Genomic DNA, 23,826 nt, shown 5'->3' on the forward strand with positions numbered 1-23,826 from the left:
AGGTGCTGTAATAAGATTACTGGAGAAATATTATGCATGAAAGAATAGAGGTACTGGGCATTTCCGTGGAGAAATGTTATGTGGAGGACGTGATGGAATACGTCAATGAGAACTGGTTTAACGAGACGCTTTCCACTTATGGTGTTATCAATATGAAGCTGCTCATGGCTGCCCAGGAGGATGAGAAGCTGAAAGAATATATTGGGATCCTGGACAAGGCGGTAGTGGATGAACCGGAGGTTTTAAAAGCGGCAGGGGTTGAGGACCAAAGGCTTGAGGAGGAGGCTGCCAAGCATGGCTTCTTTTCCACACTGTTCTGGTTTTTGTCCCATTATAAGAACCAGGTCTTTTTACTCGGAGAGACCGAGGAGGATACGGAGACATTCTATCATTATGTGAAGGATAAGTATCCTGATATTGTGATACTGGGAAAAGACAGTCTGGAGGAGGCTCATGCGGACCAGGTAGACAGGATTATCAATGAGATCAACTCTTTCAGTCCCCAGGCGGTCCTGACTTGTTCCAGAAACATGGGGATCGAACGTTTTGTGGCGGATAACAGGAAGATGATGAACACAAAGATCCTGTTCTGTCTCGGGGAGCGTCAGGAAATCCAGAAAGAAGTCGGATTAAAAAAGGGCTGGCTGGGAAAACTTTTGGAAAAGAGTACATTTAAAAAGCTGGTCTCACAGTATAATGAGGAGAATGAGGACTCGGGAAAAGGAGAAGAGTAACATGCTTGCTGAGAAAAAAGGAAATTGGCGGGCATATGTGTATATACTGATTGGGACGGCTGTGATGGCCGTCTCAATCACTTCTATTTACGACCATATGCAGATGGTGACCGGGGGCTTTTCCGGTTTAGCCATCATTATAAAATCTTTGACTGAGAATCTGATGCCCGGCGGGATCCCCCTGTGGCTCACCAATGCGGTACTGAATGTCCCCCTGTTTTTCCTTGGGGTGAGCATCAAGGGATGGGGATTTACAAAAAAGTCTATTTTCGGCGCCCTGGCTCTGTCCCTCTGGCTTTTTCTGATACCGGAACTTCCCATCATACCCGATGATATGCTGCTGGCAGCCTTGTTCGGGGGTGTGATCATGGGTGTGGGGATCGGTTTTATTTTCCTGGGACAGGGTACCACAGGCGGAACCGATATGGTATCCGCGCTGATACAGCACAAGATGCGCCATTATTCCATTGCACAGATCCTCCAGGTGGTGGATGGGGCTATCGTCATACTGGGCGTGTTTATCTTTGGGCTGCAGAGGGCACTCTACGCGGTGATCGCTATTTTTGTCACCACGAAAGTGACTGACGGCTTCCTGGAAGGTATGAAATTTGCCAAGATCGCATTTATCATCACTGACCTGCACACAGAGATGGCAAATAGCCTGATGGAGGAACTGGAGAGGGGCCTGACCGGCATATCTGCCAGAGGCATGTATTCCGGTGAGGAGAAAACCATGCTCTTCTGCGTGGTCGGTAAGAAGCAGATCGTGCGCTTAAAAGAGCTGGTGACCAAGACAGACCCCAAAGCCTTTGTTATCGTGACCGATGCCCGTGAGGTGATCGGGGAAGGATTCCACAGCGGGGAGGAGATGTAAGGAATCCTTCCAGAAGCCGCTTCCACAGGGGGATTTGGGCGTAAACAGAGTTGTGAAAAGAAAAGGGAAAATGTGAACAAAATGTTACATTTTGAAAAAAAGATGTAATATTTAACATTTTCTCTTTATTTTTTTTCGATTCTGTATTAGTATATAGTGTAGGGTTTTTTGTTTTTATGGGATGGAAACAGAGAAGAACACTATATAATGAAAGAAGGAAAGAGAATGATATCAAACCAGGTACTACAAAACACTCTGGACGGGCTGAAAAGCATATCCAGAACAGACTTCTACATCACGGACATGGAAGGGAAAGTGATGGCATCTACTTTTTCTGAGAATGTTTGTGCACAGGAGGAAGTCCTAGCTTTTGCAAATTCCCAGGCAGACAGTCAAGTGATTAAAGGATATCAGTTCTTTAAAATCTACGATGACCATCAGCTTGAGTATGTGCTGGTTATCAATAGCGCCGGAGACGATGTCTATACACTTGGAAAGCTTGTGGTTTTCCAAATCCAGGGACTGCTGACCGCATACAAAGAGCGGTTCAATAAGGATAACTTTATCAAGAACCTGCTTTTGGACAATCTGCTTTTGGTGGATATCCATAACCGCGCGAAAAAGCTGCATATCGAAGTGGATGTGCGCAGAGTTGTATTTATTCTGGAAACAAACCAGGATAAGGATTACGGCTCCCTGGAAAATATTAAAAATCTATTGGGCGGCAAAACCGGGGATTTTGTCACTGCTGTAGATGAGAAGAGTATTATCATTGTGAAAGAGCTGACTGCTACGGATAATTATCCGCAGGTGGACAAGATCGCTAATATGATCCTGACCACTCTCGGTATCGAGAAGGACGGCAGGACCCACATTGCCTACGGTACCATTGTGAAGGAGTTAAAGGAAGTATCACGCTCCTACAAGGAAGCCCGCATGGCTCTGGACGTTGGTAAGATTTTCTTTGGAGACAGAGAAGTGATCGCTTATAGTTCCCTAGGCATCGGCCGTTTGATCTACCAGCTGCCGATTCCTCTTTGTAAAATGTTTATCCGTGAAATTTTCGATGGAAAATCACCGGATGACTTTGATGAGGAAACACTGACCACCATCAACAAATTCTTTGAAAACAGCCTGAATGTCTCAGAGACATCAAGACAGCTGTACATACACAGGAATACTCTGGTATACCGTCTGGATAAGCTCCAGAAGAGTACCGGCCTTGACCTGCGTGTGTTTGAAGATGCCATAACATTTAAGATAGCCCTGATGGTGGTAAAATATATGAAGTATATGGAGACACTTGATTACTGATATCCGGGGAAGCGGGTGTCAGGAACACAGGAGGATATTTATGATTGATTTAAAGGGCGTGAGTAAAGCATACAGTAAGGGCCAGCCGGCTCTTAACAATGTGTCGCTTCACGTAGAGAAGGGTGAATTTGTTTTTATCGTGGGCAACAGCGGTTCGGGTAAATCCACTCTGATAAAGCTGCTTTTGAAGGAACTGGATCCCACAAGCGGGTCCATCACGGTAAACGGACAGCGCCTGGATAAGTTAAGACGGAGAAAAGTGGCAAAATACCGCAGGGGAGTCGGTGTTGTGTTCCAGGATTTCCGTCTGCTTCGTGACAGGAATGTCTATGAAAATGTAGCATTTGCACAGCGGGTCATTGAGCGCCCCACACGTGTCATTAAAAAGCGCGTGCCTGAGGTGCTCACCTTAGTGGGCCTGGCTGAAAAATACAAATCCCGTCCGGACCAGCTGTCCGGCGGTGAACAGCAGAGGGTTGCCCTGGCAAGGGCACTGGTGAACCGTCCAAGCATCCTGCTTGCGGATGAGCCAACCGGTAATCTGGACCCTAAGAACTCTTTTGAGATCATGAAGCTGCTGGAAGAGATCAACGAGCGCGGTACAACCGTTCTTGTCGTTACACACAACAGGGAAATCGTAAACGCATTCAAGAAGCGGGTGATTACCATGAAGAAAGGCGTCATTGTAAGCGACGAACAAGAAGGTGGATATCAGTATGAGAATTAGTACAATAGCATACATATTAAAACAGGGTGTGAAGAACATCTGGAGAAATTTAAGATTCTCCCTTGCTTCTATCGCCACCATGTCCGCATGTATATTCCTGTTTGGACTGTTTCTTGCACTGGTAATGAACTTCAGATATATCGTCCACACAGCGGAGGAAGGCGTAGCAGTTGTTGTATATTTTGATGAGGGAACAAAACAGGAACAGATTGATGATATCGGAAAGAAGATCCAGGCCCGTGATGAGGTTGCGGAAGTAAAATACATCTCTGCTGACCAGGCATGGGAAGAGTTCCGCGATGACTATCTGGGCGGCGACGAGGCACTGGCAGAAGGATTCAGAAACCAGGATAATCCTCTTGCCAACTCAGCAAACTATCAGGTATATCTGAAAAATGTTGAGGAGCAGAGCCAGCTTGTAGAGTATATTGAATCCCTTGACGGTGTGCGCAGTGTCAGCCAGTCACAGTCAGCCGAGAAGACCCTCTCCACATTTAATAAGCTGATCGGTTATGTGTCTCTGGGAATTGTATTTATCCTGCTGGCAGTTGCCTTCTTCCTGATCAGTAATACCATCACCATGGGTATTTCTGTACGCCAGGAAGAAATCGGGATCATGAAACTGATCGGAGCGACCGACTTCTTTGTAAGAGCACCTTTCGTGATCGAGGGTATTTTGCTGGGTGTTGTAGGGGCAGCGATCCCTATGGGAATTCTCTATGTGCTCTATAACAGAGTCATAGAGTTTGTAATGACAAAATTCCATTTACTGTCAGGATTCCTTCAGTTTTTGGATGTATCCCATGTGTTCCAGATCCTGCTGCCGGTAGGTGTGGGACTTGGTATCGGCATTGGTTTCATTGGTAGTATGATTTCCGTAAGGAAACATTTAAGGGTATAAGTTATAAAGTACAGAAGAGATGCTGCTGAATGTATGTTTCCTCCCGCGTTAGCGGGAGGATCTGTTTGGCAGTGTCTTCTTTTTGTTTTGACAAAGACAATTTTATAAGGAAAGGAGTAACTGTTCAGTACCCTCACAGTTGCAGGCAAAAATCCATGCAAGATCGCCTTTGGCGATGGGATTTTTGCTTGGCCGTGGTACACTTTCTTACGGCCAGCGCAGTGAATGCGCAGACCTACTGAATAGTTACGGAAAGGAACTGAAAGCGTGGACAGAAAGAAATATATCAAAGGTTTTCTGCTGGGTGTTCTCTGTACAGCCCTCATAGGCGGCGGAGTGCTGGGGTTTCTGTGGTTTCAGGACCAGCAGGGTGTCTTGAATGGTTCTACAGTGAAGAAGGCAAAAGTGATCGAGGACATCATAGATGAGTATTATCTGGAGGACATTGACGAGGAAGAACTGGAATCCTATCTGTATAAAGGACTGGTGGCAGGACTGGGTGACCCTTATTCCGGATATTACACCTCTGAGGAGTACGCCAAGCTCAACGAGAGCACAGAAGGTGAATATCTGGGTGTGGGCGTGGTGCTGCAGCAGGAGGCGAGAACAGGTATCGTCACCATCACCAGATGTTACGAAGGAGCACCAGGAGCCAAGGCAGGGCTTCTGCCGGGGGATGTGATCTACACCGTAAATGGGGAGACGACCACAGATAAGGAATTGTCAGAAATCGTTAAATTGATCAAAGGTTCAGAGGGTGAGACCGTCCGTCTGGAGATCGCCAGAGAAGGAGAGAGTGACTATGTGAGCCTGGATATTCCTTTGGAACACGTGGAAGTGCCCATGGTGGAGCATGAGATGCTGGAGGACCATATCGGATATATCCAGATCTATGAATTTGCGGAGGTGACGGCTGCCCAGTATGAATCCGCATTCCAGGATCTGCAGAGCCAGGGGATGGAGCGCCTGATCGTGGACCTGCGTGATAATCCGGGCGGTCTGCTCATCTCCGTGTGTGATATCCTGGAGCAGATCCTGCCAAAAGGACTGATCGTTTATACCGAAGATAAGAATGGGAACAGAAAGGAATACACCTGTGACGGGGAAAATGAACTGCAGATTCCGCTGACAGTGCTTGTCAATGACAACAGTGCCAGTGCGGCGGAAATTTTTTCCGGTGCAGTACAGGATTATGGAATCGGAAAACTGGTAGGCACCACCACTTACGGAAAAGGGATCGTACAGATGCCCATTCCCCTCACAGACGGAAGCGCAGTAAAGCTCACCATTGCCAAGTATTATACACCGAATGGCCGCAACATCCACGGTACGGGAATCGAGCCGGATGTGGAAGTGGAGCTGGATGACAGCCTCCGCCAGCAGGTGACAATAGAGAAATCCCAGGACAATCAGCTTCAGAAGGCCATAGAAGTGGTAAAGGGAATGTAGTTGAAGAGACGGTCAATCCGTGGTAAACTGTTAAAAATGGGAAAGTGAGGGAGACAGCGTATGAGTGAATATGTAATTATGACGGATAATACAGTGGATATGCCCTTGTCATGGTTTAAGGAACATCAGGTGGATTATCTCTGTCTGTCCTGTAACATGGACGGAGAAATCTACGACAAAGAGCATGTTATAGAAGATAAAGAGTTTTACAGGCGTATGAGAGCGGGCTCCATGCCCACCACATCACAGGTAAATCCCACAGCAGCGGAGGAGATCTTTGAGTCTGTACTCAAAGAGGGCAAAGATGTCCTGTATCTGGCATTTTCATCCGGCTTAAGCGGAACCTATAACAGCTGCCGCGTTGCCGCAGAAGAGTTAAGGGAATCTTACCCTGACAGAAAGATAGAGGTGATTGACACCCTGGCTGCATCCATGGGGGAAGGCCTGCTTGTATGGTATGCCGTAAAGATGAAAGCGGAAGGCAGGTCCATGGAGGAAGTGGCACAGTGGGTAAAGGAGAACATCCTTCACACCTGCCATGTCTTCACCGTAGATGATTTAAACCATCTCTACCGGGGCGGACGTGTCTCAAAAGCCACAGCGGTACTGGGGACTCTGGCCAATATCAAACCAATGCTCCATGTGGATAACGAAGGGAAACTGATACCTGTGGGAAAGGTCAGAGGACGTAAAAAATCACTGGCAACCCTGGTTTCCATGATGGAGGACCGGATTGGAGATTACAGGGGTAAAAATGAGATCGTCCTGATCAGCCATGGTGACTGTGAGGAAGACGCAGCGTACGTGGCAAAGCTTGTGGAGGAAAAATTTGGCATTACCAATGTGATGATGAACCCCATAGGCGCCACCATAGGCGCACATGCCGGCCCGGGCACGGTAGCTCTGTTTTTCCTTGGGGAGTACAGATAGTCCTACGGTTAAGGACAGTGGCCTGTGTACAGTAACTTGTGCGGTTACAAAATTTGTAATATTGGAGATAGTGCTTGACAGTTTTTAGCAAGAGAAGTTAAACTGATAGAAGTGAAGGATTTACCAAGGAAAAAGTGTATGAAAGGATATATGCACGATGGAGAATAGACATGGGAGTTCTTCTGGGATTTTTCGGGAGGAGGCATTGGGGCGTTTATGAACAGCAGACAGACAATTCTGATTGTAGATGATGTGGAAATGAATCGTGCGATTCTGGACGCTACTTTTTCGGAAGATTACAGAATTTTAGAAGCTGAGAACGGAAAGCAGGCCATGGAGTTTATCATGGAGCAGCAGGACAGGCTTGCAGCCATACTGCTTGACGTAGTTATGCCGGTTATGGACGGGTTTGAAGTGTTGGAAGAAATGCAGAAACTGGACCTTACGCATAAGATCCCTGTCTTTTTGATCACAGCAGAGAACTCTCAGGAGGTTCTGAAGAGAGGATATGAACTGGGTGTTGTGGATATTATCGGAAAGCCTATCATTCCTTTCTTTATCCGTCGGCGTATCGGCAATGTGATACGGCTTAACAACATTGTGAATGAACAGGAAGCTCTGCTCAGGGAACAGGCACAGGAGATCAGGGAACTGAACAGTTCCATCATTGAGACCCTCTCCACTGCCATTGAGTTCAGAGACTGCGAATCCGGGGAGCATGTTACCAGAATCCGGGATCTGACCATGATCCTTTTGCATGTCATCAAAGATCTGGACCCCTCCTGCAGGATCGAGGAGAATGATCTGCCTATGATAGCAGACGCGGCAGTCATGCATGACGTTGGCAAGATTGCCATTCCTGACGGTATTCTCAACAAGCCGGGCAGGCTTACTGCTGAAGAATTTGAGATTATGAAGACACACACCGTACGGGGATGTGAGCTTCTGGACAGTGTACCGCGGTTCCGTGAGAACCCTGTATACAAATATGCGTATGATATCTGCCGCCATCACCATGAGCGATGGGACGGACGCGGGTATCCGGACGGACTGAAGGGTGATGAGATCTCCATACAGGCGCAGGTCGTGTCTGTGGCGGATGTCTATGATGCCCTGGTCAGTGACCGTGTATACAAAAAGGCATATCCTCATGACACGGCCTATGAGATGATACGGAATGGGGAATGCGGCTGTTTCAGCCCCCTTCTGATGGAAGGACTCAGCAAAGCAAAGGATAAGATGAAAGCTCTTTATAAGAGAGAAGGATAAAAAGGTGCATCCGCACCGGCGTTGGATGAATGGACGCCGGGGGATGCACCTTTTTTGATAGTGCTGCCGTAAGGTCAGCGGGATTCCGGTTCTCTGGTCAGGCGGTAGCAGCGGGGGGACATTCCAAAGCGGGCTTTGAATATCTTATAGAAATAACTGAAATTGTGATATCCCACGTTCAGTCCGATATCTGTTACGGACAGGGAAGTATTTTGAAGCAGGTAGGCAGCCTGATTCAGCCTTTTATCCTGCAGCAGGTCCTTGTAATTTTTCCCTGTGTGCCGCTTGATGACACGGCTCAGCCAATAAAGGTCATAACCCAGTTCCCCTGCAAGCTCTGACAGTTCCCCGTCACTGTAATGTTCCTCTATGTACCGGAAGACCGTGAGCAGCAGTTCCTGTTCATAGTTTTCCTGGCCGATCTCAGCCTTGTCGATGTAATTCATGAGCTGCAGAAAGAGGAGTCCCATGGTGACCTGATTGGAGCTGCGTTTGTTTGGCTGTTTGTTGTGCAGAGTCCAGATGAGATTTTCCACCAGATTCTGGATGGGCAGAATGTCTGCCACTTTAAAATGAAGGTAATTTACATTCTGGCTGCCGGTCTTCAGACATTCAATGATGAAGGTGCGCAGCATATTGTCCTCTGTGCCTATCATATCTAAGGGCTGCCCGAAAAACTCAGGCAGTATGATAAAATTGACGGCGATATCATCGTACCCTGCTGGATAGATTTCCTGGGTGGCAGTCTGGCTTAAAAAGAGAAGCTCCCCGGTGCCCAGCAGAACTTCTGCGCCGTTAATGATATGACGGGTGCTGCCTGAGCACATATAGATCATTTCCACGTAATTGTGGTTGTGTTTTGGGAAATGTACGAACCGGGTGTGAGGACGGATCTGCAGGAGTTTTCCGTGCTCCAGAAGTTTTTTGTTGTCAATAGTCATGGAGTGTTCCAGATTATAAATGGAGGGATTGATCTGCTTCTGCCCGTTCAGCAGGGCCTGTTCCTCCGCCGTAATTTTTTTCAATTCTCTTAACAAATCCTGGTTCATGGTTTCCTCCGTTTTTTTTCTGCTGTCTGCCCATAGAGAGCAGTTCTATGTTTTTCGGTAACTGTGAAGGTACTGAACAGCTATATTTATAGTAATACGGCAGAGAAAATAATGCAATCGGCAGACTGCAAATAAGGTTATAAAATTATGCAAACGGTGTACTTTTTCTTTGTCCTCTTTTCCGATAAGATGAGAATATAAGGAGGTCGGAAATCATGACAGAATATTATCTGGCGGTGGACATCGGCGCGTCCAGCGGCCGTCACATTCTGGGACATATGGAGCAGGGCCGCATGGTGATGGAGGAGATGCACCGTTTCTATAACGGACTGACCGTAAAAGACGGGGAAGCCTGCTGGGACCTGGAACAGTTGTTTGAGGAAATCAAGATTGGTCTTAAAAAGTGTGGAAAGGCCGGGAAGATACCTGTGAGCATGGGGATTGACACCTGGGCTGTGGATTTTGTGCTTCTGGACGGGAACGATCAGGTCCTTGGAAACACGGTGGGATACAGGGATAAAAGAACAGAGGGGATGGACAGGCTTGTCCGCCGGGTTATTTCCGAAAAAGAGCTGTATGGAAGGACCGGGATCCAGAAACAGATATTTAACACCATTTACCAGCTTATGGCTGTAAAAGAAAAACATCCCTATCATTTGGAAAAGGCAGAGGCCATGCTGATGGTACCGGACTATTTTCAGTTTTTGCTCACCGGTAAAAGGGCGTCAGAGTATACCAATGCCACCACAACTCAGCTTGTAAGTCCAAAAACAAAGGACTGGGATTTTGAACTGATCGAAATGCTGGGGTATCCGAAACATATTTTTCAGCCTATTAAAAAACCGGGTACCGTGCTGGGGACGTTCACGGAAGAGATGCGGAGGGAAGTGGGCTTTGACTGCCAGGTCATTCTGCCTGCCACCCATGACACAGGCTCCGCGGTCCTGGCTGTGCCTTCCAACGAGGAAAACGCCCTGTACATAAGCTCAGGGACCTGGTCTTTGATGGGAGTGGAACGAAAAGAGGCAGACTGTACGGAGGAGAGCCGCAGGCTGAATTTTACCAATGAGGGCGGCTATGATCACCGGTTCCGTTATCTAAAAAATATTATGGGGCTGTGGATGATCCAGTCGCTGAAGAAAGAACTGCAGGATGCGTATTCTTTTGCGGAGCTATGTGAAATGGCATCCCAGGAGAGTATCCCCTCCCTGGTGGACTGTAATGACAGCCGTTTTCTGGCCCCGGAATCTATGACAGAGGCAGTGCAGGGATACTGTAAAGAGACAGGGCAGCAGGTGCCCGCAGCCCCGGCACAGCTTGCAGGCGTTATATATAGAAGTCTTGCGGACTGCTACGGCAAAACGGTGCAGGAGATTGAGACGATGACAGGGGTACGGTATAAAAATCTCCACGTGGTGGGAGGCGGCGCAAACGCAGCGTATCTCAATCAGCTCACAGCCGCCAGTACCGGAAAAACAGTCCTGGCGGGTCCCACAGAGGCCACGGCCATCGGCAACCTGATGGTGCAGCTCATGGCAAAGGGTGTGCTGGCAGACTTAGAGGCAGCCAGGCAGTGCGTCTATGACTCATTTGAGATTAAAATATACGAACCGTAAATAAGAGATGCAAAAGGATTAAATGTAAAGTCAGGAGGAAAAGAATATGACTACAGCGCAGAGATATGAATCCGCAAAGGAAATCTACAAAAGTATAGGGGTTGACACAGACAAAGCAGTGGAAACACTGAAGGACATCCACATTTCCATGCACTGCTGGCAGGGGGATGATGTACAGGGATTTGACCACGAGGGACCATTATCCGGAGGGATCCAGACAACAGGCAACTATCCGGGAAAAGCCGGGACACCGGAGGAGCTTATGGATGATATTGACAAAGCCCTAAGCCTGATCCCGGGTAAGCATAAACTGAATCTCCATGCAAACTACGCCATTTTTGAGGAGGGACAGTTTGCAGACAGAGATGCCCTGGAGCCTGTGCATTTCAGGAAATGGGCAGAGTTTGCGAAAGAGAGGGGGATGGGAATTGATTTCAATCCCACATTCTTCTCCCATGAAAAGGCAGAGACCTTTACACTTTCAAGCCCGGATGAGGAGATCCGCCAGTTCTGGATTCGCCATGGACAGGCCTGCATCCGCATCTCCCAGTATTTTGCAGAGGAGCTGGGACAGCCCTGTGTGATGAATATCTGGATTCCCGACGGCTATAAAGATGTGCCGGCTGACCGTCTTGCACCAAGAGCCAGGTTCAAGGACTCCCTGGATCAGATATTATCCATTGACTATGACAAGTCAAAAGTATATGTCTGCCTGGAATCCAAGGTGTTTGGCATTGGCATGGAGTCCTACACGGTGGGGTCCAGCGAATTTTGTATTAATTATGCTGCCAATAACGGTATTTTGAGTCTGATGGACAATGGACATTATCATCCCACAGAGGTGGTTTCCGATAAGATCCCGGCTATGCTTCTGTTTAATGAGAAACTGGCTCTGCACGTGACAAGACCGGTGCGCTGGGATTCCGACCATGTAGTGTTGTTTGATGATGAAACAAAAGAGATCGCAAAGGAAATTGTGAGAAATGATGCCATTGACCGGGTATTCTTAGGACTGGATTTCTTTGATGCCAGCATTAACCGGATCAGTGCCTGGGTGGTGGGAATGCGCAATATGCAGAAAGCTTTTCTGTTTGCACTTCTCCAGCCAAATGATAAACTGAAAGAACTGCAGAATAACAGTGAATTTACAGAACTTATGATGCTTCAGGAGGAGCTGAAGCTGTATCCGTTTGGAGATGTGTGGAATTATTTCTGTGAACAGTGCAAAGTCCCCCAAAAAGAGGACTGGTTTAAAGAGGTACAGCAGTACGAAAAAGAGGTGCTGAGTAAACGCGCATAGCAAAGAGCGCGTGGTACGCTGCAGAAGACATGGATATCCGTAAGGGATGATAGAAAGGAACAGAAAAAATGAGAGTTTTGGAAGCGAAATTTGTACAGGGTTTTATGAGAATGGCAGATGACGGCTGGCAACAGGGATGGCACGAGAGAAACGGCGGAAATCTGACCTACCGTATAAAGAAAGAAGAGGTGGATCTTGTCAGAGAAGATCTGTCGGCAGACGGCGCGTGGAAGGAGATCGGCACAGCGGTACCGGCCCTTGCCGGGGAGTATTTTCTGGTGACAGGAAGCGGGAAATACTTCCGCAATGTCATGAGCGACCCGGAAGACTCTATTGCCATCATAGAACTGGATCACAAGGGGGAGAACTACCGCATCTGCTGGGGGTTGGTAAACGGCGGAAGACCTACCAGCGAGCTGCCCTCCCATCTGATGAACCATGAGGTGAAAATGCAGGCAACAGGCGGGAAGCACCGGGTGATATATCATGCGCATACCACCAATATCATTGCACTCACCTTTGTCCTGCCCTTAAAGGATGAAGTGTTTACAAGGGAGCTGTGGGAAATGGCAACAGAGTGTCCCGTGGTATTCCCGGATGGTGTGGGCGTTGTGGGCTGGATGGTGCCGGGGGGAAGTAAGATCGCGGTTGCCACCAGTGAGCTGATGAAGAAGTATGATGTGGCAATTTGGGCGCACCATGGCATGTTCTGTTCAGGGGAAGATTTCGATCTGACGTTTGGGCTGATGCATACCGTGGAAAAGTCAGCCGAGATCCTTGTGAAAATGCTGTCCATGAGACCGGATAAGCTGCAGACCATCACAGCGCAGAATTTCAGGGATTTGGCGGTAGATTTTCATGTGAGTCTGCCGGAGAAGTTTTTATACGAGAAATAGGGTGCGGGGGCAGAGGTCTGTGCACCGGGGATCCGGCTTCGTTTTCCGTAAAATCGGCGAACGGGGCCGGATTTTCTATGGTATCCTGCAGAATTAAATGATACAATAGTAACAATAGGGATATTGGGACAAGTCAAAGTGCCGATTCTGTAAGGAGATTATAATATGTGTAAAGAGATGCTGCAGAGAGTGGAAGGGTTTGCTTCCCTGATACTGAGAAGATATTTTTGTGAATCCGACGTGGAATTTCTCATATCTACATTTGATGAGGATATCGTCTGGCTGGGGGCAGGACCTCAGCAGCAGGCAGAGGGGAAGGAGGCAGTGGCGGCTTGTTTTTTGGAGGGCAGGGAGGATTTGGCACCCTGCCATATGTATGGGGAGAAGTACGTGACCAGGGCGCTTTCGGGAGACTGTTTTTTGTGTGAGGGGGACAGCTGGATCCAGCCCAGGGAGGAGACCGGACTGTATTTTAAGACACACCAGAGGATCACTTTTATCTTCCGGCTGACAGGGGATGCGCTGAAGACGGTTCATATCCATAATTCCGTAGATTTTTCCGATATCCAGGAAGGTGAACTTTTTCCGGTGCAGGCCGGAAAAGATGCATACAAAAAACTGGAAGAAAGCCTGGCCAACAGAGACAGGCAGATAGAACTGATGCTGTCCCAGCTTCCCGGCGGAATGATGATCTGCCGCAGAGATGACCGGTATTCTACGAAATGGATCAGTGATACCCTGAGTCATCTTCTTGGCTATATAGGTGCGGAGGAGTACGTTGAATTTACCGGGAACTGCTGCCGGGGTTTTATAGTTCCGGAGGATTATGCAGCGATGCAGGTGCAGGCGGAAGAAAGTCTGAGGGAGGGGGATCTCTACTATGTGGAATACCGGGTTCTCAGAAAGGACGGCACCTGGTTCTGGGCATCGGATATGGGGAAAAAGGTTATTGACCAGGATGGGGAGGAAGTGATCTACTGTTTCATTGCGGATATATCTGAGAAAAAGGAACGGGAACAGCAGGCAGAGCTGGCGGGAAGAGAAGCTGCCCGGCAGACACGTTTTCTGACCCAGCTCTACGATTCCATACCCTGCGGGATCCTTCAGTTTGAGCCGAAATTCCCATACCGCATTGTGAATTTTAACCGGAGTGTTTGGGAATTCTATGGGTTTTCCTCAGAGAAAACGTTTCGGGACGAAATACAGAACCCTCTCATAATGGTCTTGGAACATGAGCGGGATCAGATCGAGGCAAAAATCCGGGGCCTGCATGTGGGGAGCGGCACCATCACATACACAAGGCAGAGCAGGAAAAAGGATGGCGCTCCCATGTGGATCAGTGTGATCATGGAACGTCTGGTCAACGCGGACGGCGCAGATGTGGTGCAGGCTATCTTTACGGATGTGACACAGATGCATCTTCTGCAGGCTGCGCAGGAACAGGAGCAGAGGATTGAAAACCAGTGTCTGCGCGCAGCTACCTGTACGGCGTATCCCCTGATCATGAGCATCAATCTTACGAAAAACACGTACAACTGCTTTATTGAAGAGCAGAAATCTCCGTATGAGAGGCGTGGGAATTACGATGAAATGCAGAGCAGGGCGCTGCCTGACGTCTACCCTTCTTACAGGGAGGATTTTGAAAGATTTGTTTCCAGAGAACAGATGAAGAAAAGATTTAAAAACGGTGAGCGGGAACTTTACATGGAGCTGCAGGAAAAAGGCTATGACGGGAAATACCACTGGATCTCCATACAGCTTATCTATGTGGACAATCCTGTGGGAGCAGACATGCTGGCCATCGAGCTGGTAAAAGTGCTGGACAGCCAGAGGGCGGAACTGGCCAGGCAGGAACAGCTTCTGCGGGATGCTCTGGCGGCGGCAAAAGCAGCCAATAGTGCCAAGTCTGATTTCCTCTCCAGGATGAGCCACGATATCAGGACTCCCATGAATGCCATTATCGGAATGAGCACCATCGGACAGATGAAATTAGAGGACACACCCAGGGTGCAGGACTGCTTCAGGAAAATAGACGCCTCATCCAGATATCTGCTTTCCCTGATCAACGATATTTTGGACATGTCCAGAATAGAGACAGGAAAAATGGAGATCAACAGCAGAAAATTTAATTTTGCCGAGCTGTATGAGGAGATATCTTCCATCATCTATCCCCAGGCTTTGGAGGCTATGATTGAATTTGAAGCCCGTCAGACGGAGCCTATGGAGCATTATTATGTGGGCGATGCCCTGAGGATAAAGCAGATCCTCATGAATTTACTGTCAAATGCCCTGAAATTCACACCTGCCGGGGGAAAGATCGTGGTAAATACCCAGGAGGAAAAACGCACCAATGGATATGCCTATGTGCGACTTACAGTTGAGGATAACGGGATTGGCATGTCCGAGGAATTTCAGGATCGCATTTTCCAGCCTTTTGAACAGGAAAGCGCGGAGAGTGCAAGGAACAATGTGGGTAGCGGTCTTGGACTTTCCATTGTCTATAATCTGGTCCAGCTTATGGGCGGAAAGATCCGGGTGGAGAGCAAAAAGGATATGGGAAGCAGATTTACCGTTTCCATCCCGCTGGGCCTGATGGAGGACGACGAGGAGGAGGAGTGCAGACGGAAGACAAGGGAGCTTATGAAGGATGTGGAAGTCCTGGTGGTGGATGACGATGAACTTGTATGTGAACAGACATCAGCCATATTGGAGGAGATAGGCGCCCATTCCATATGGGTGACATCCGGCCGTGCGGCGGTGGAGCAGGTGCGGACTGCTGTCTCGGAGGGTAGGATCATAGATGTGGCTATGATAGACTGGCGGATGCCGGATATGGACGGGGTGGAGACAACCCGCCGCATCCGGGCGCTGACCGGGACGGAAACCATGATCATCATCATATCAGCGTATGACTGGAGCAGTATTGAGGAGGAGGCCAGACAGGCAGGGGCTGATTTCTTTATCTCTAAACCTCTTTTCCGCTCCACTATCTTTGATACGTTTTCAAAGCTGGGAACCGCCTGCGGGGCCGGCAGGGAAGCCGAGATGGAGAAGCAGGACTTTGCGGACCGCCGGGTGCTCCTGGTGGAGGACAATGACCTGAACCGGGAGATCGCCCAGTCCCTTCTGGAGATGCATGGGATTGGGACAGATACGGCAGAAAACGGGGCCGAAGCTGTGGATATGTATGCAAAAGCTTCCAAAGGGTATTACTCCGCGGTCCTGATGGATATCCGCATGCCTGTCATGGACGGTCTGGAAGCCACAAGAAGGATCCGGAGTCTGGAAAAGAAGACAGGGGGAGAGACACCGATCCTGGCGATGACGGCAAATGCGTTTGACGAGGACAAGTCCCAGGCCTATGAAGCCGGAATGACCGGATATCTGGTGAAACCGCTGGAAGTAAAGGCTCTATTGGAGGAACTGCAGGCAATATGGCAGTAGAACAGAAGGAATAAAGATCATATCAAACAGGAGGTAAATTTATGGAGATGAAGCAGATCAGAATGGGTATTGTAGGGGCTGGCACCTGGGGACAGACACACGCATCCATTTACGCGGAGCATGTCTGTGCCTGCCCGGTGGCCATTTGCGACAGCAGGGAGGAACGTGCCAGGGAGATCGCAGACAAGTATGGGATTGAGAAGGTCTACACAGATTATCACAGTCTGGCCGCGGACCCGGATGTGGACGCTGTGGCCATCGTGACGCCGGATTTTGCCCATGCGGATATTGCGGTGGCAATGGCAAATGCAGGCAAGGATATTCTGATAGAAAAGCCACTGGCAACCACCAGGGAAGATATTGAGAGGATCTGCAAGGCTGTCCGGGAAAATAAGGTGCGCTGCATGGTGGACCTGCACAACCGCTGGAACCCGCCCTTCAACACGGCGAAGCAGGAGGTGGAGTCCGGAAAACTGGGCATCCCATATACCGGATATATCCGGCACAGCGATGTAAAATGGGTGGCAACCGATATGCTCTCCTGGGCTTCCCGGTCTTCCATTCTCTGGTTTTTGGGGAGTCACAGCCTTGACACCCTGCGGTGGATCTTCGGAGATGAGGTAAAACGTGTCTATGCGGTCAAGCGGAAAGGGATCCTGGAGGAAATGGGCGTGGATACGGACGATATTTACCTCACTACCATTGAGTTTGCACACGGGGGCGTTGCACACATGGAAAACGGATGGATCACGCCAAATGGAAATACCAATGTGAATGATTACAAATTCAGTGTTCTCTGCACAAAAGGCATGATCAATATGGATCTGTCCAGCCATAACCTGATTCAGGAGGTGACAGAGGTAAATACCAGCACCCCGGACATTCTGGTGTCCAACCGTGTATTTGACCGCTGTAAAGGATTGTCTTATGAGAGTATTCGGGATTTTATCGACCGGCTGGTGGATGGCAGGGAATTCCGTGTCTCCATGGAGGATGCCAGAAGAACGGCTATAGCCATCCTGGCGATCATGGAATCAGCGGAAAAAGGAATGCCTGTGGATGTGAATTATGATTAAAATGTGACGAAGTCCCTTTCCATATTTCTGAATATAGTATATAATCTGAAAAAAATGTTATACCATAAATAGTATGGCATAATAAAAAGATAACGATCCGGTGTATTTTACGGTCAGCGCTCAATGCGCCGGCCTGCCGGACCGTTATGTGAAAGGCACACCATGCGTGCCGTCTCATGTATGGACAGAGATACAGATTTCAGATATGGAGGACAGAATGAATTTACAATTTAAACCGGTAGAAGCAGAAGATATAGACAGACTGACCCCTCTTTTTTGCAGGCGGCCAAATAAGACCTGTGACAGTGTGTTTTTGGACAGTTTCATATGGAGCAAGCTTTACGGCGTACAGTTTGCTGTCAGCGATGGCAAAGCGATCCAGTGGCTCATGGACAATGAAGGTGTGGCCGGGACTGCCATGCCGATCTGCAGCCAGGAGGATTTGGAGCATTATTTCAATGAGATCACAGAGTATTTTAATACCGTGCTGCAAAAGCCTTTATATATCCATCTCGCCGACGAGGAGGCAGTTTTGGCTCTGGGATTAATGGAGCAGAAGGAGCGGTTTCTTGTGACAGAACAGGAAGATTTAAAGGATTATCTCTATGACGGGGATGCCATGAGAAGTCTGTCCGGAAAGAAACTGCATAAAAAGAAAAACCATCTCAATGGATTTAAGAGGGCCTATGAGGGCAGATATGAATACCGCCGTCTCTGCTGCTCCGACAGAGGTGATGTGTGGAAGTTCCTGGATCACTGGAGAGAACAGAAAGGGGAAGAGGTGGAGGAACATCTTGACTATGAGGTGGAAGGCATACACGAAATCTTGAAAAACTGCTCCAACCTTCAGGTCCGCATGGGCGGTGTCTATATTGATGATAAACTGGAGGCGTTTACCATCGGAAGCTTTAACCCGCTGGAAAATATGGCGGTGATCCATATAGAAAAAGCCAATCCCGAGATCCGGGGACTGTATCAGTTTATTAACCAGCAGTTCCTTCTGGCTGAGTTTCCGCAGGCAGCTCTTGTGAACCGTGAGGACGACCTGGGCATAGAAGGGCTGAGAAAAGCAAAGATGTCCTACAATCCTGTGGGGTTTGCCAGAAAATACGAAGTCAGACAGATTGATTTCAAACCGGAAGTGTGAGGTGTACCATGGAAGTACGGTATCTGAGCAGTTCTGAGAAAGAACGGTGCCGAAGCCTTTGGGAGGAAGCTTTCCCGGAGGATTCCCCGGCCTTTCTAGAGTATTATATGAAAGAGAAAACAAAGGACAACCAAATTCTGGTCCTGGAGGAAGATAGAAAAATCCTTTCCATGCTCCACAGAAACCCCTATGATATCTGTGTGGGAGACCGGATGTGGAGATGTGACTATATTGTAGGTGTTGCCACAGCAAAAGAGGGACGCCGCAGAGGATACATGCGCAGGCTTATGGAGAGAGCTTTGTCAGATATGAGGGCAGAAGGGATGCCCTTTTGTTTTCTCATGCCTGCGGCAGAAGCGATTTATCTTCCCTTTGGATTTACCTACATTTTTGACCAGCCCAAATGGGAGCTGCCCGAGATGCGTACCCAGGACAATACGCTGGCAGTCCGCCGGGTCAGCAGTCTGGATGCGGGGGCTGTTGTGGAGAGGGCAGCCGGATGGATGAATGCCTGGCTGAGGCAGAGATATGAAGTTTTTGCCAAGCGTGATACAGAATATCTGAGGCGCCTTTTAAAAGAGATGGAGAGTGAGAACGGAATCCTGGAAGAGATCCGAAAGAATGGGAAAACAGCCGGTTTTCTGGGAACATGGGGACTTGAGAAGCAGGAGCAGCGGCTGTTGTTTTCAAAACCGCCTCTAATCCGGGAAAAGGACGGGGGAGAGCCGGCTGTCATGGGGCGGATCGTGAGCCTTCCGGATTTTATGAAGGCTATCCGACTGAAAGAGGAGACACCTGTAAAGTGTATGACGTTCTATATCAAAGTTGAGGACGAACTGCTGGAGGAGAATCAAGGAGCGTTTTACTGGACCGTTGACAGGCATTCCTCTGCGCTTGAACAGGTGTCCGCGGGAGAACAGGCAGAAAGAAAAGGTGAGATCTCAGGGGTGATAAATATTCACATCCGGAGACTGACCGCCTGGCTTTTCGGCTATGGTATGCCTGAAGAACTTCCGGCTGCAGCAGAATTCATCCGTCCCATTCAGGGTGTGTTTCTGGATGAAGTGGTATGACGGTGATGGGAATTATCAAGAATAAAACCTCCGGTTCAAAAGGGTTGTCCTTTTTGAACCGGAGGTTTTTGCATCGGCAGGAATGATCGTCTAGCGGATCTCTGTCTTCCAGAATCCATGCAGGTTACAGTACGCATAGGCTGCAACTGGCTTGTCTCCCTCTGTGAGGGCAAAGTAGGCTTTGGGGTCTCCATCTGCTTTTAAGGGAACTCTCTGCAGGCCTTTTTCCGTCTCCAGGCAGATAAATCCAATGCTGTGCTCCTCTGTCATAGGATGTGCAATGCTGCCTACATTAACTGTGACCGTATTTCCATTCTGTTCCACAACCGGGAGGTGTTTTTCAGAGGCACCCTCCGATGTGTTGGCTTTCAATTCCGTCAGCTCTTTGCCGCAGCAGGAAAAACTTGCTCCCGGGTCTGCGCTGATGACTTCGATCAGTGTGCTGCATCCTTCTTTGCTGTAAAAACGCGGTTCATTCATAATCTATTACCTCCTTGTCTGCCTTATAGTCATTCCCACAGAATGTAAGGTTTATGTGTATATCGGGACATACTCTGCATAAGTTTTCTTATTTTATGGATAATAAATGGTAACAGAGATGAAGGAGAAAATGCAAATGGATGAAAAAATAAATCTGCCCATTGTCAATGAGGAGGGCTGCTTTGAGATTCGTCTGGAGAGTATAGGCGGTCTGGGAGCAAACCTGTGCGGAAAGTTATTGGGAGAGCTGGGAGCATCCTATCTGGGGCTTAATGCATCCAGTTTTTCCAGCTATGGTTCTGAGAAAAGAGGTTCACCGGTGAAAGCGTTTATCCGCTGGTGTGAGCCTGACAAGGAAATCCGCATCAGCAGTCCGGTGGAGAAGCCACACATCCTGGGGCTTTTTCATGAGGCGCTGGCAGGCAAGCTGCCGGTTACCGCTGGTGTGTGGGAGGAGACCAAGATCGTGATCAACTCCCCTGATCCCCCCAATGACCTGAGAGAGAGGCTGGAGCTTTACGGGGGAAGTATCTATGCAGTGGACGCCCTGAAGATCGCCATGGAGAGCAAAAGCCGTGTGAATATGGTCATGCTGGGGGCGGTTGTAAAAGCTGCGGGGTTCATACCTCTTGAGCGGGCATATGACCTGGTAAGGGATACCATAGGAAAGAAATATCCCGCGCTTTTGGAACGGAATCTGGAGGGCGTGAAGCGAGGATATGAGGCGGCCGGGGAAGAATATTTTGCACCTGACGGCAGATATGAAAAGGTCCCCTACAAGGAAGCTGAAAATCAGTGGGGATATAAAAATGCTCCTTACGGCGGTGTCAATACCCGTTATGGAAGTACGGTATCCAATGACCTTTCCGCATCAAGAGAAGGCTACATTCCCCTGTTTATCCAGGACAGATGTATAAACTGCGGCCTGTGTGATTCCACATGCCCTGATATGGTCTTCCGGTTTGAGAAGGGAGAGTATAGGGGGAAAGAGGCAATGGTAAATAAGGGACTTGATTATCACCACTGCAAGGGATGCCTGCGGTGTGTGGATGTCTGCCCGGTGAATGCGCTTGTACAGGGTATTGAGAGAGAGCATCCTGACAAAAAATGGTTTGTGAGAAATAAGGATTTGATCGTGGACCACCTGGAATTTGAGGATGCAGGGGCAAATTCCTGGGTCACAAGTGATTCTTATCTGGAAGAGCGGAGAATAGACGGAGGGCTGGTTTGATGGAAAAGCAGAAAGTATTATTTGAGAGCGGAAATGAACTGGCTGCCTATGCGGCGAAACAGATCAATTATCATGTGATGGGGTATTATCCCATTACCCCGTCCACACAGATCGCGGAGTTCCTGGATCTGATGAAGGCGGAGGGGGAGCATGATATTTCCCTGATCGCAGCGGAGGGGGAGCACAGTGCGGCAGGTATCTGCTATGGCGCGTCAGCCGCGGGGGCAAGGGTTTTCAATGCCACCAGCGCCAATGGTCTTTTGTATGCGCTGGAACAGCTTCCGGTCCAGTCAGGGACCCGGTTTCCCATGGTGCTGAACGTGGCCTGCAGGACCGTGTCCGGCCCATTGTCCATCAAAGGGGACCACAGTGATATTATGTACACACTGAATACGGGATGGATCATCCTTTTTGCGGATACACCACAGGCTGTCTATGACATGAACCTGTGTGCTCTCAGGATTGCAGAGGCAGTCAGACTTCCGGTAATCGTGGCATTTGACGGCTTTTTTACCAGCCACCAGAAGAAGAAGTGCTATGTGTTTGAGGATGAAAAAACAGTGGGGGATTTTATTGGGACGTATAATGCGGAATATTCCGTTCTGGATTTGGAACATCCGGTATCCATCGGCTCCTATATGAACGAACCGGATACCTTGAACAATAAATACCAGCTTCATCTGGCTATGGAACAGGCACGTACAGTGATCCCCCAGGTGTTTGCAGAGTATGAAGCCCTGTCAGGAAGGAAATATCCTCTGGCGGAGGGATATAAAAATGAGGATGCGGAAGTGATCTTATTTCTGCTGGGTTCTTCCTACCACACAGCCAAGACCGCGGCTGACCGGATGCGGGAGGAGGGCATCAAGGCAGGCGTAGTGACCCTGCACGCTCTGCGGCCGTTCCCGGCAGAAGAACTGTACGAGCTGTGCAAAAGCGCAGTGACCATACTGGCAGCGGACAGACAGGACAGCTACGGTGCCGGAGGGGGAAATATGACCCTGGAGCTGAAGGCAGCTCTGAAGGACCGCAACAGCAGGGCAAGGGTCCTGAGCCGTATTTACGGACTGGGCGGAAGGGACTTTTATGTGCAGGATGCATTGGAACTCTTCCGGCAGTGTCTGGACGGCAAGGCATCTGCATTTGATTATCTGGGTGTTTATCCCGGGGATGAAAGCCTGCAGATACAGCAGTATTTTAACCCCATCAGCAAAGAGGAAGCCAGTCCGGGCTATATATCCGTAAAGGCGGATGAAAACGGTCAAATGAAGGTGTCCGGGGGAAGAGTGAATGAGAGCACAGTCATGCCAAAACGTCTGGCTCCCGGACACGGCGCCTGCCCGGGCTGCGGAATCCCGGTAAATGTAAACCTGTTGTTAAAAGGAATTGAGGGAAATGTGGTACTTCTGTTTCAGACCGGCTGCGGCATGGTGGTCACCACCTCTTATCCCAAGACAGCGTTCCGTGTTCCCTATATCCATAATCTGTTCCAGAACGGCGCCGCAACGCTTGCAGGTGTCGTGGAGGCCTTTCAGCAGCGGCGCAGGCGTGGGGAACTGCCCGACGAAGCCATTACTTTTGTCATGGTCAGCGGTGACGGCGGTATGGATATCGGCATGGGCTCCGCGTTGGGAACGGCCCTCAGAAATGACCATCTGATCCTATTCGAGTACGACAACGGGGGCTATATGAATACCGGGTACCAGTTATCCTATTCCACACCCAAAGGCGCCAAAAGCGCCACCTCCCATATCGGAAAAGAACAGTACGGAAAAACATTTTTTCACAAGGATATGCCTATGATCATGGCTGCTACAAACCTGCCGTATGCGGCAACGGCAGCAGAGTCCAACCCGGCGGATTTTATAAAAAAAGCGGCAAAGGCCAAAGCGTATGCATCACGTTTCGGAACCGCATATATCAAGACACTTTCCGCCTGCCCCTTAAACTGGGGAGATAAACCTAATACGGAGCGGAGAGTCATAGAAGCAGCCGTGAACTCCTGCTATTTTCCACTTTATGAGATAGAAGACGGGATCACCACATTGAACTATGATCCGGAAAAAAGCAAGAAAAGGATTCCGGTTACAGACTGGCTTAAACTTATGGGCAGAACACGCCATCTGACGGAAGCATCCTACAGCGGTGTGGCAGAGGAGATCCAGGCAGAGGTGGACCGGCGCTGGGAACGCCTGAAAGCAAGAGCGGAACATCCCCTTCTTTAGTCCTTGACTGGGAGGGAGATTCATCATATTATAGGTAATGATGGAATTTTGTGACAAAAATTGTAAGAGATCAGTATCTTCACAGTTGCAG

General features: G+C 48.9%; 19 protein-coding genes. 17 read left to right on the plus strand and 2 right to left on the minus strand.

Translation table 11 applies throughout. The features are described 5' to 3' along the window. Positions 1 to 32: 32 nt before the first annotated feature. From C6P39_RS14050 to C6P39_RS14085, 8 genes are all read left to right on the plus strand, one after another. The gene (locus tag C6P39_RS14050; RefSeq protein WP_095172175.1) at positions 33 to 734 is read left to right on the plus strand and encodes a WecB/TagA/CpsF family glycosyltransferase; all 702 of its coding nucleotides are present in this window, start codon (positions 33 to 35) and stop codon (positions 732 to 734) included. Position 735: 1 nt separating this feature from the next. After that, positions 736 to 1,608 (plus strand): YitT family protein, encoded by an 873-nt coding sequence (locus tag C6P39_RS14055; RefSeq protein WP_095172174.1) that lies wholly within the window; start codon positions 736 to 738, stop codon positions 1,606 to 1,608. A gap of 225 nt (positions 1,609 to 1,833) precedes the next feature. Next, a complete protein-coding gene (locus tag C6P39_RS14060) occupies positions 1,834 to 2,922 on the plus strand; it encodes a PucR family transcriptional regulator (RefSeq protein WP_065544814.1) in 1,089 nt (362 codons plus the stop codon). A 40-nt stretch (positions 2,923 to 2,962) separates the two neighbouring features. Next, complete coding sequence (gene ftsE / locus C6P39_RS14065) at positions 2,963 to 3,649, plus strand: cell division ATP-binding protein FtsE (protein ID WP_018595098.1); 687 nt, start codon at positions 2,963 to 2,965, stop codon at positions 3,647 to 3,649. Next, positions 3,639 to 4,550 carry a permease-like cell division protein FtsX gene (gene ftsX, locus C6P39_RS14070; protein ID WP_095172173.1) on the plus strand — a complete coding sequence of 304 codons (912 nt, stop codon included), beginning with the start codon at positions 3,639 to 3,641 and terminating at the stop codon, positions 4,548 to 4,550. Before ftsE ends, ftsX begins: the two co-directional genes overlap by 11 nt. Positions 4,551 to 4,817: 267 nt before the next feature. Beyond that, positions 4,818 to 5,999 (plus strand): S41 family peptidase, encoded by a 1,182-nt coding sequence (locus C6P39_RS14075; protein WP_095172172.1) that lies wholly within the window; start codon positions 4,818 to 4,820, stop codon positions 5,997 to 5,999. Between the two features lie 60 nt (positions 6,000 to 6,059). Next, complete coding sequence (locus C6P39_RS14080) at positions 6,060 to 6,929, plus strand: DegV family protein (protein ID WP_104804177.1); 870 nt, start codon at positions 6,060 to 6,062, stop codon at positions 6,927 to 6,929. Between the two features lie 216 nt (positions 6,930 to 7,145). Beyond that, a complete protein-coding gene (locus tag C6P39_RS14085; protein WP_104804178.1) occupies positions 7,146 to 8,198 on the plus strand; it encodes an HD-GYP domain-containing protein in 1,053 nt (350 codons plus the stop codon). Positions 8,199 to 8,272: 74 nt separating this feature from the next. Here C6P39_RS14085 and C6P39_RS14090 read toward each other — a convergent pair whose 3' ends face one another. Continuing rightward, on the minus strand, positions 8,273 to 9,247 hold the full coding sequence (locus tag C6P39_RS14090) for an AraC family transcriptional regulator (protein WP_104804179.1): 975 nt from the start codon (positions 9,245 to 9,247) through the stop codon (positions 8,273 to 8,275). A gap of 215 nt (positions 9,248 to 9,462) precedes the next feature. Here C6P39_RS14090 and rhaB point away from each other — a divergent pair, with 215 nt between their 5' ends. The 7 genes from rhaB to C6P39_RS14125 all read left to right on the plus strand — a co-directional run bounded on the left by rhaB (position 9,463) and on the right by C6P39_RS14125 (position 19,799). Next, on the plus strand, positions 9,463 to 10,863 hold the full coding sequence (gene rhaB, locus C6P39_RS14095) for a rhamnulokinase (protein WP_104804180.1): 1,401 nt from the start codon (positions 9,463 to 9,465) through the stop codon (positions 10,861 to 10,863). Between the two features lie 46 nt (positions 10,864 to 10,909). Next, positions 10,910 to 12,163, plus strand: coding sequence for an L-rhamnose isomerase (locus C6P39_RS14100; RefSeq protein WP_104804181.1), 1,254 nt, complete (start codon positions 10,910 to 10,912; stop codon positions 12,161 to 12,163). A gap of 68 nt (positions 12,164 to 12,231) precedes the next feature. Further along, the gene (rhaD, locus tag C6P39_RS14105; protein WP_104804182.1) at positions 12,232 to 13,059 is read left to right on the plus strand and encodes a rhamnulose-1-phosphate aldolase; all 828 of its coding nucleotides are present in this window, start codon (positions 12,232 to 12,234) and stop codon (positions 13,057 to 13,059) included. A 165-nt stretch (positions 13,060 to 13,224) separates the two neighbouring features. After that, positions 13,225 to 16,503: a hybrid sensor histidine kinase/response regulator gene (locus C6P39_RS14110; RefSeq protein WP_104804183.1), complete on the plus strand. Its 3,279-nt coding sequence runs from the start codon at positions 13,225 to 13,227 to the stop codon at positions 16,501 to 16,503. Between the two features lie 41 nt (positions 16,504 to 16,544). Next, on the plus strand, positions 16,545 to 17,579 hold the full coding sequence (locus C6P39_RS14115) for a Gfo/Idh/MocA family protein (RefSeq protein WP_104804184.1): 1,035 nt from the start codon (positions 16,545 to 16,547) through the stop codon (positions 17,577 to 17,579). A gap of 217 nt (positions 17,580 to 17,796) precedes the next feature. After that, on the plus strand, positions 17,797 to 18,726 hold the full coding sequence (locus tag C6P39_RS14120) for a DUF2156 domain-containing protein (RefSeq protein ID WP_095172396.1): 930 nt from the start codon (positions 17,797 to 17,799) through the stop codon (positions 18,724 to 18,726). An 8-nt stretch (positions 18,727 to 18,734) separates the two neighbouring features. After that, on the plus strand, positions 18,735 to 19,799 hold the full coding sequence (locus C6P39_RS14125) for a GNAT family N-acetyltransferase (RefSeq protein WP_104804185.1): 1,065 nt from the start codon (positions 18,735 to 18,737) through the stop codon (positions 19,797 to 19,799). Between the two features lie 90 nt (positions 19,800 to 19,889). Here the strand turns inward: C6P39_RS14125 and C6P39_RS14130 are convergent, their stop codons facing one another. Then, complete coding sequence (locus tag C6P39_RS14130; protein WP_104804186.1) at positions 19,890 to 20,279, minus strand: desulfoferrodoxin family protein; 390 nt, start codon at positions 20,277 to 20,279, stop codon at positions 19,890 to 19,892. 136 nt (positions 20,280 to 20,415) lie between these two features. On the opposite strand from C6P39_RS14130, the gene C6P39_RS14135 reads away from it, so the two are divergent. Continuing rightward, entirely contained in the window at positions 20,416 to 21,510 is a 1,095-nt protein-coding gene (locus C6P39_RS14135; RefSeq protein ID WP_104804187.1) for a 2-oxoacid:acceptor oxidoreductase family protein, read from the plus strand. Then, positions 21,510 to 23,735: a thiamine pyrophosphate-dependent enzyme gene (locus C6P39_RS14140; protein WP_207657130.1), complete on the plus strand. Its 2,226-nt coding sequence runs from the start codon at positions 21,510 to 21,512 to the stop codon at positions 23,733 to 23,735. The genes C6P39_RS14135 and C6P39_RS14140 overlap by 1 nt, the downstream gene beginning before the upstream one ends. The last annotated feature ends 91 nt before the right edge of the window (positions 23,736 to 23,826 follow it).

Source organism: Blautia marasmi, from assembly GCF_900258535.1.
GTDB lineage: Bacteria > Bacillota > Clostridia > Lachnospirales > Lachnospiraceae > Blautia > Blautia hominis.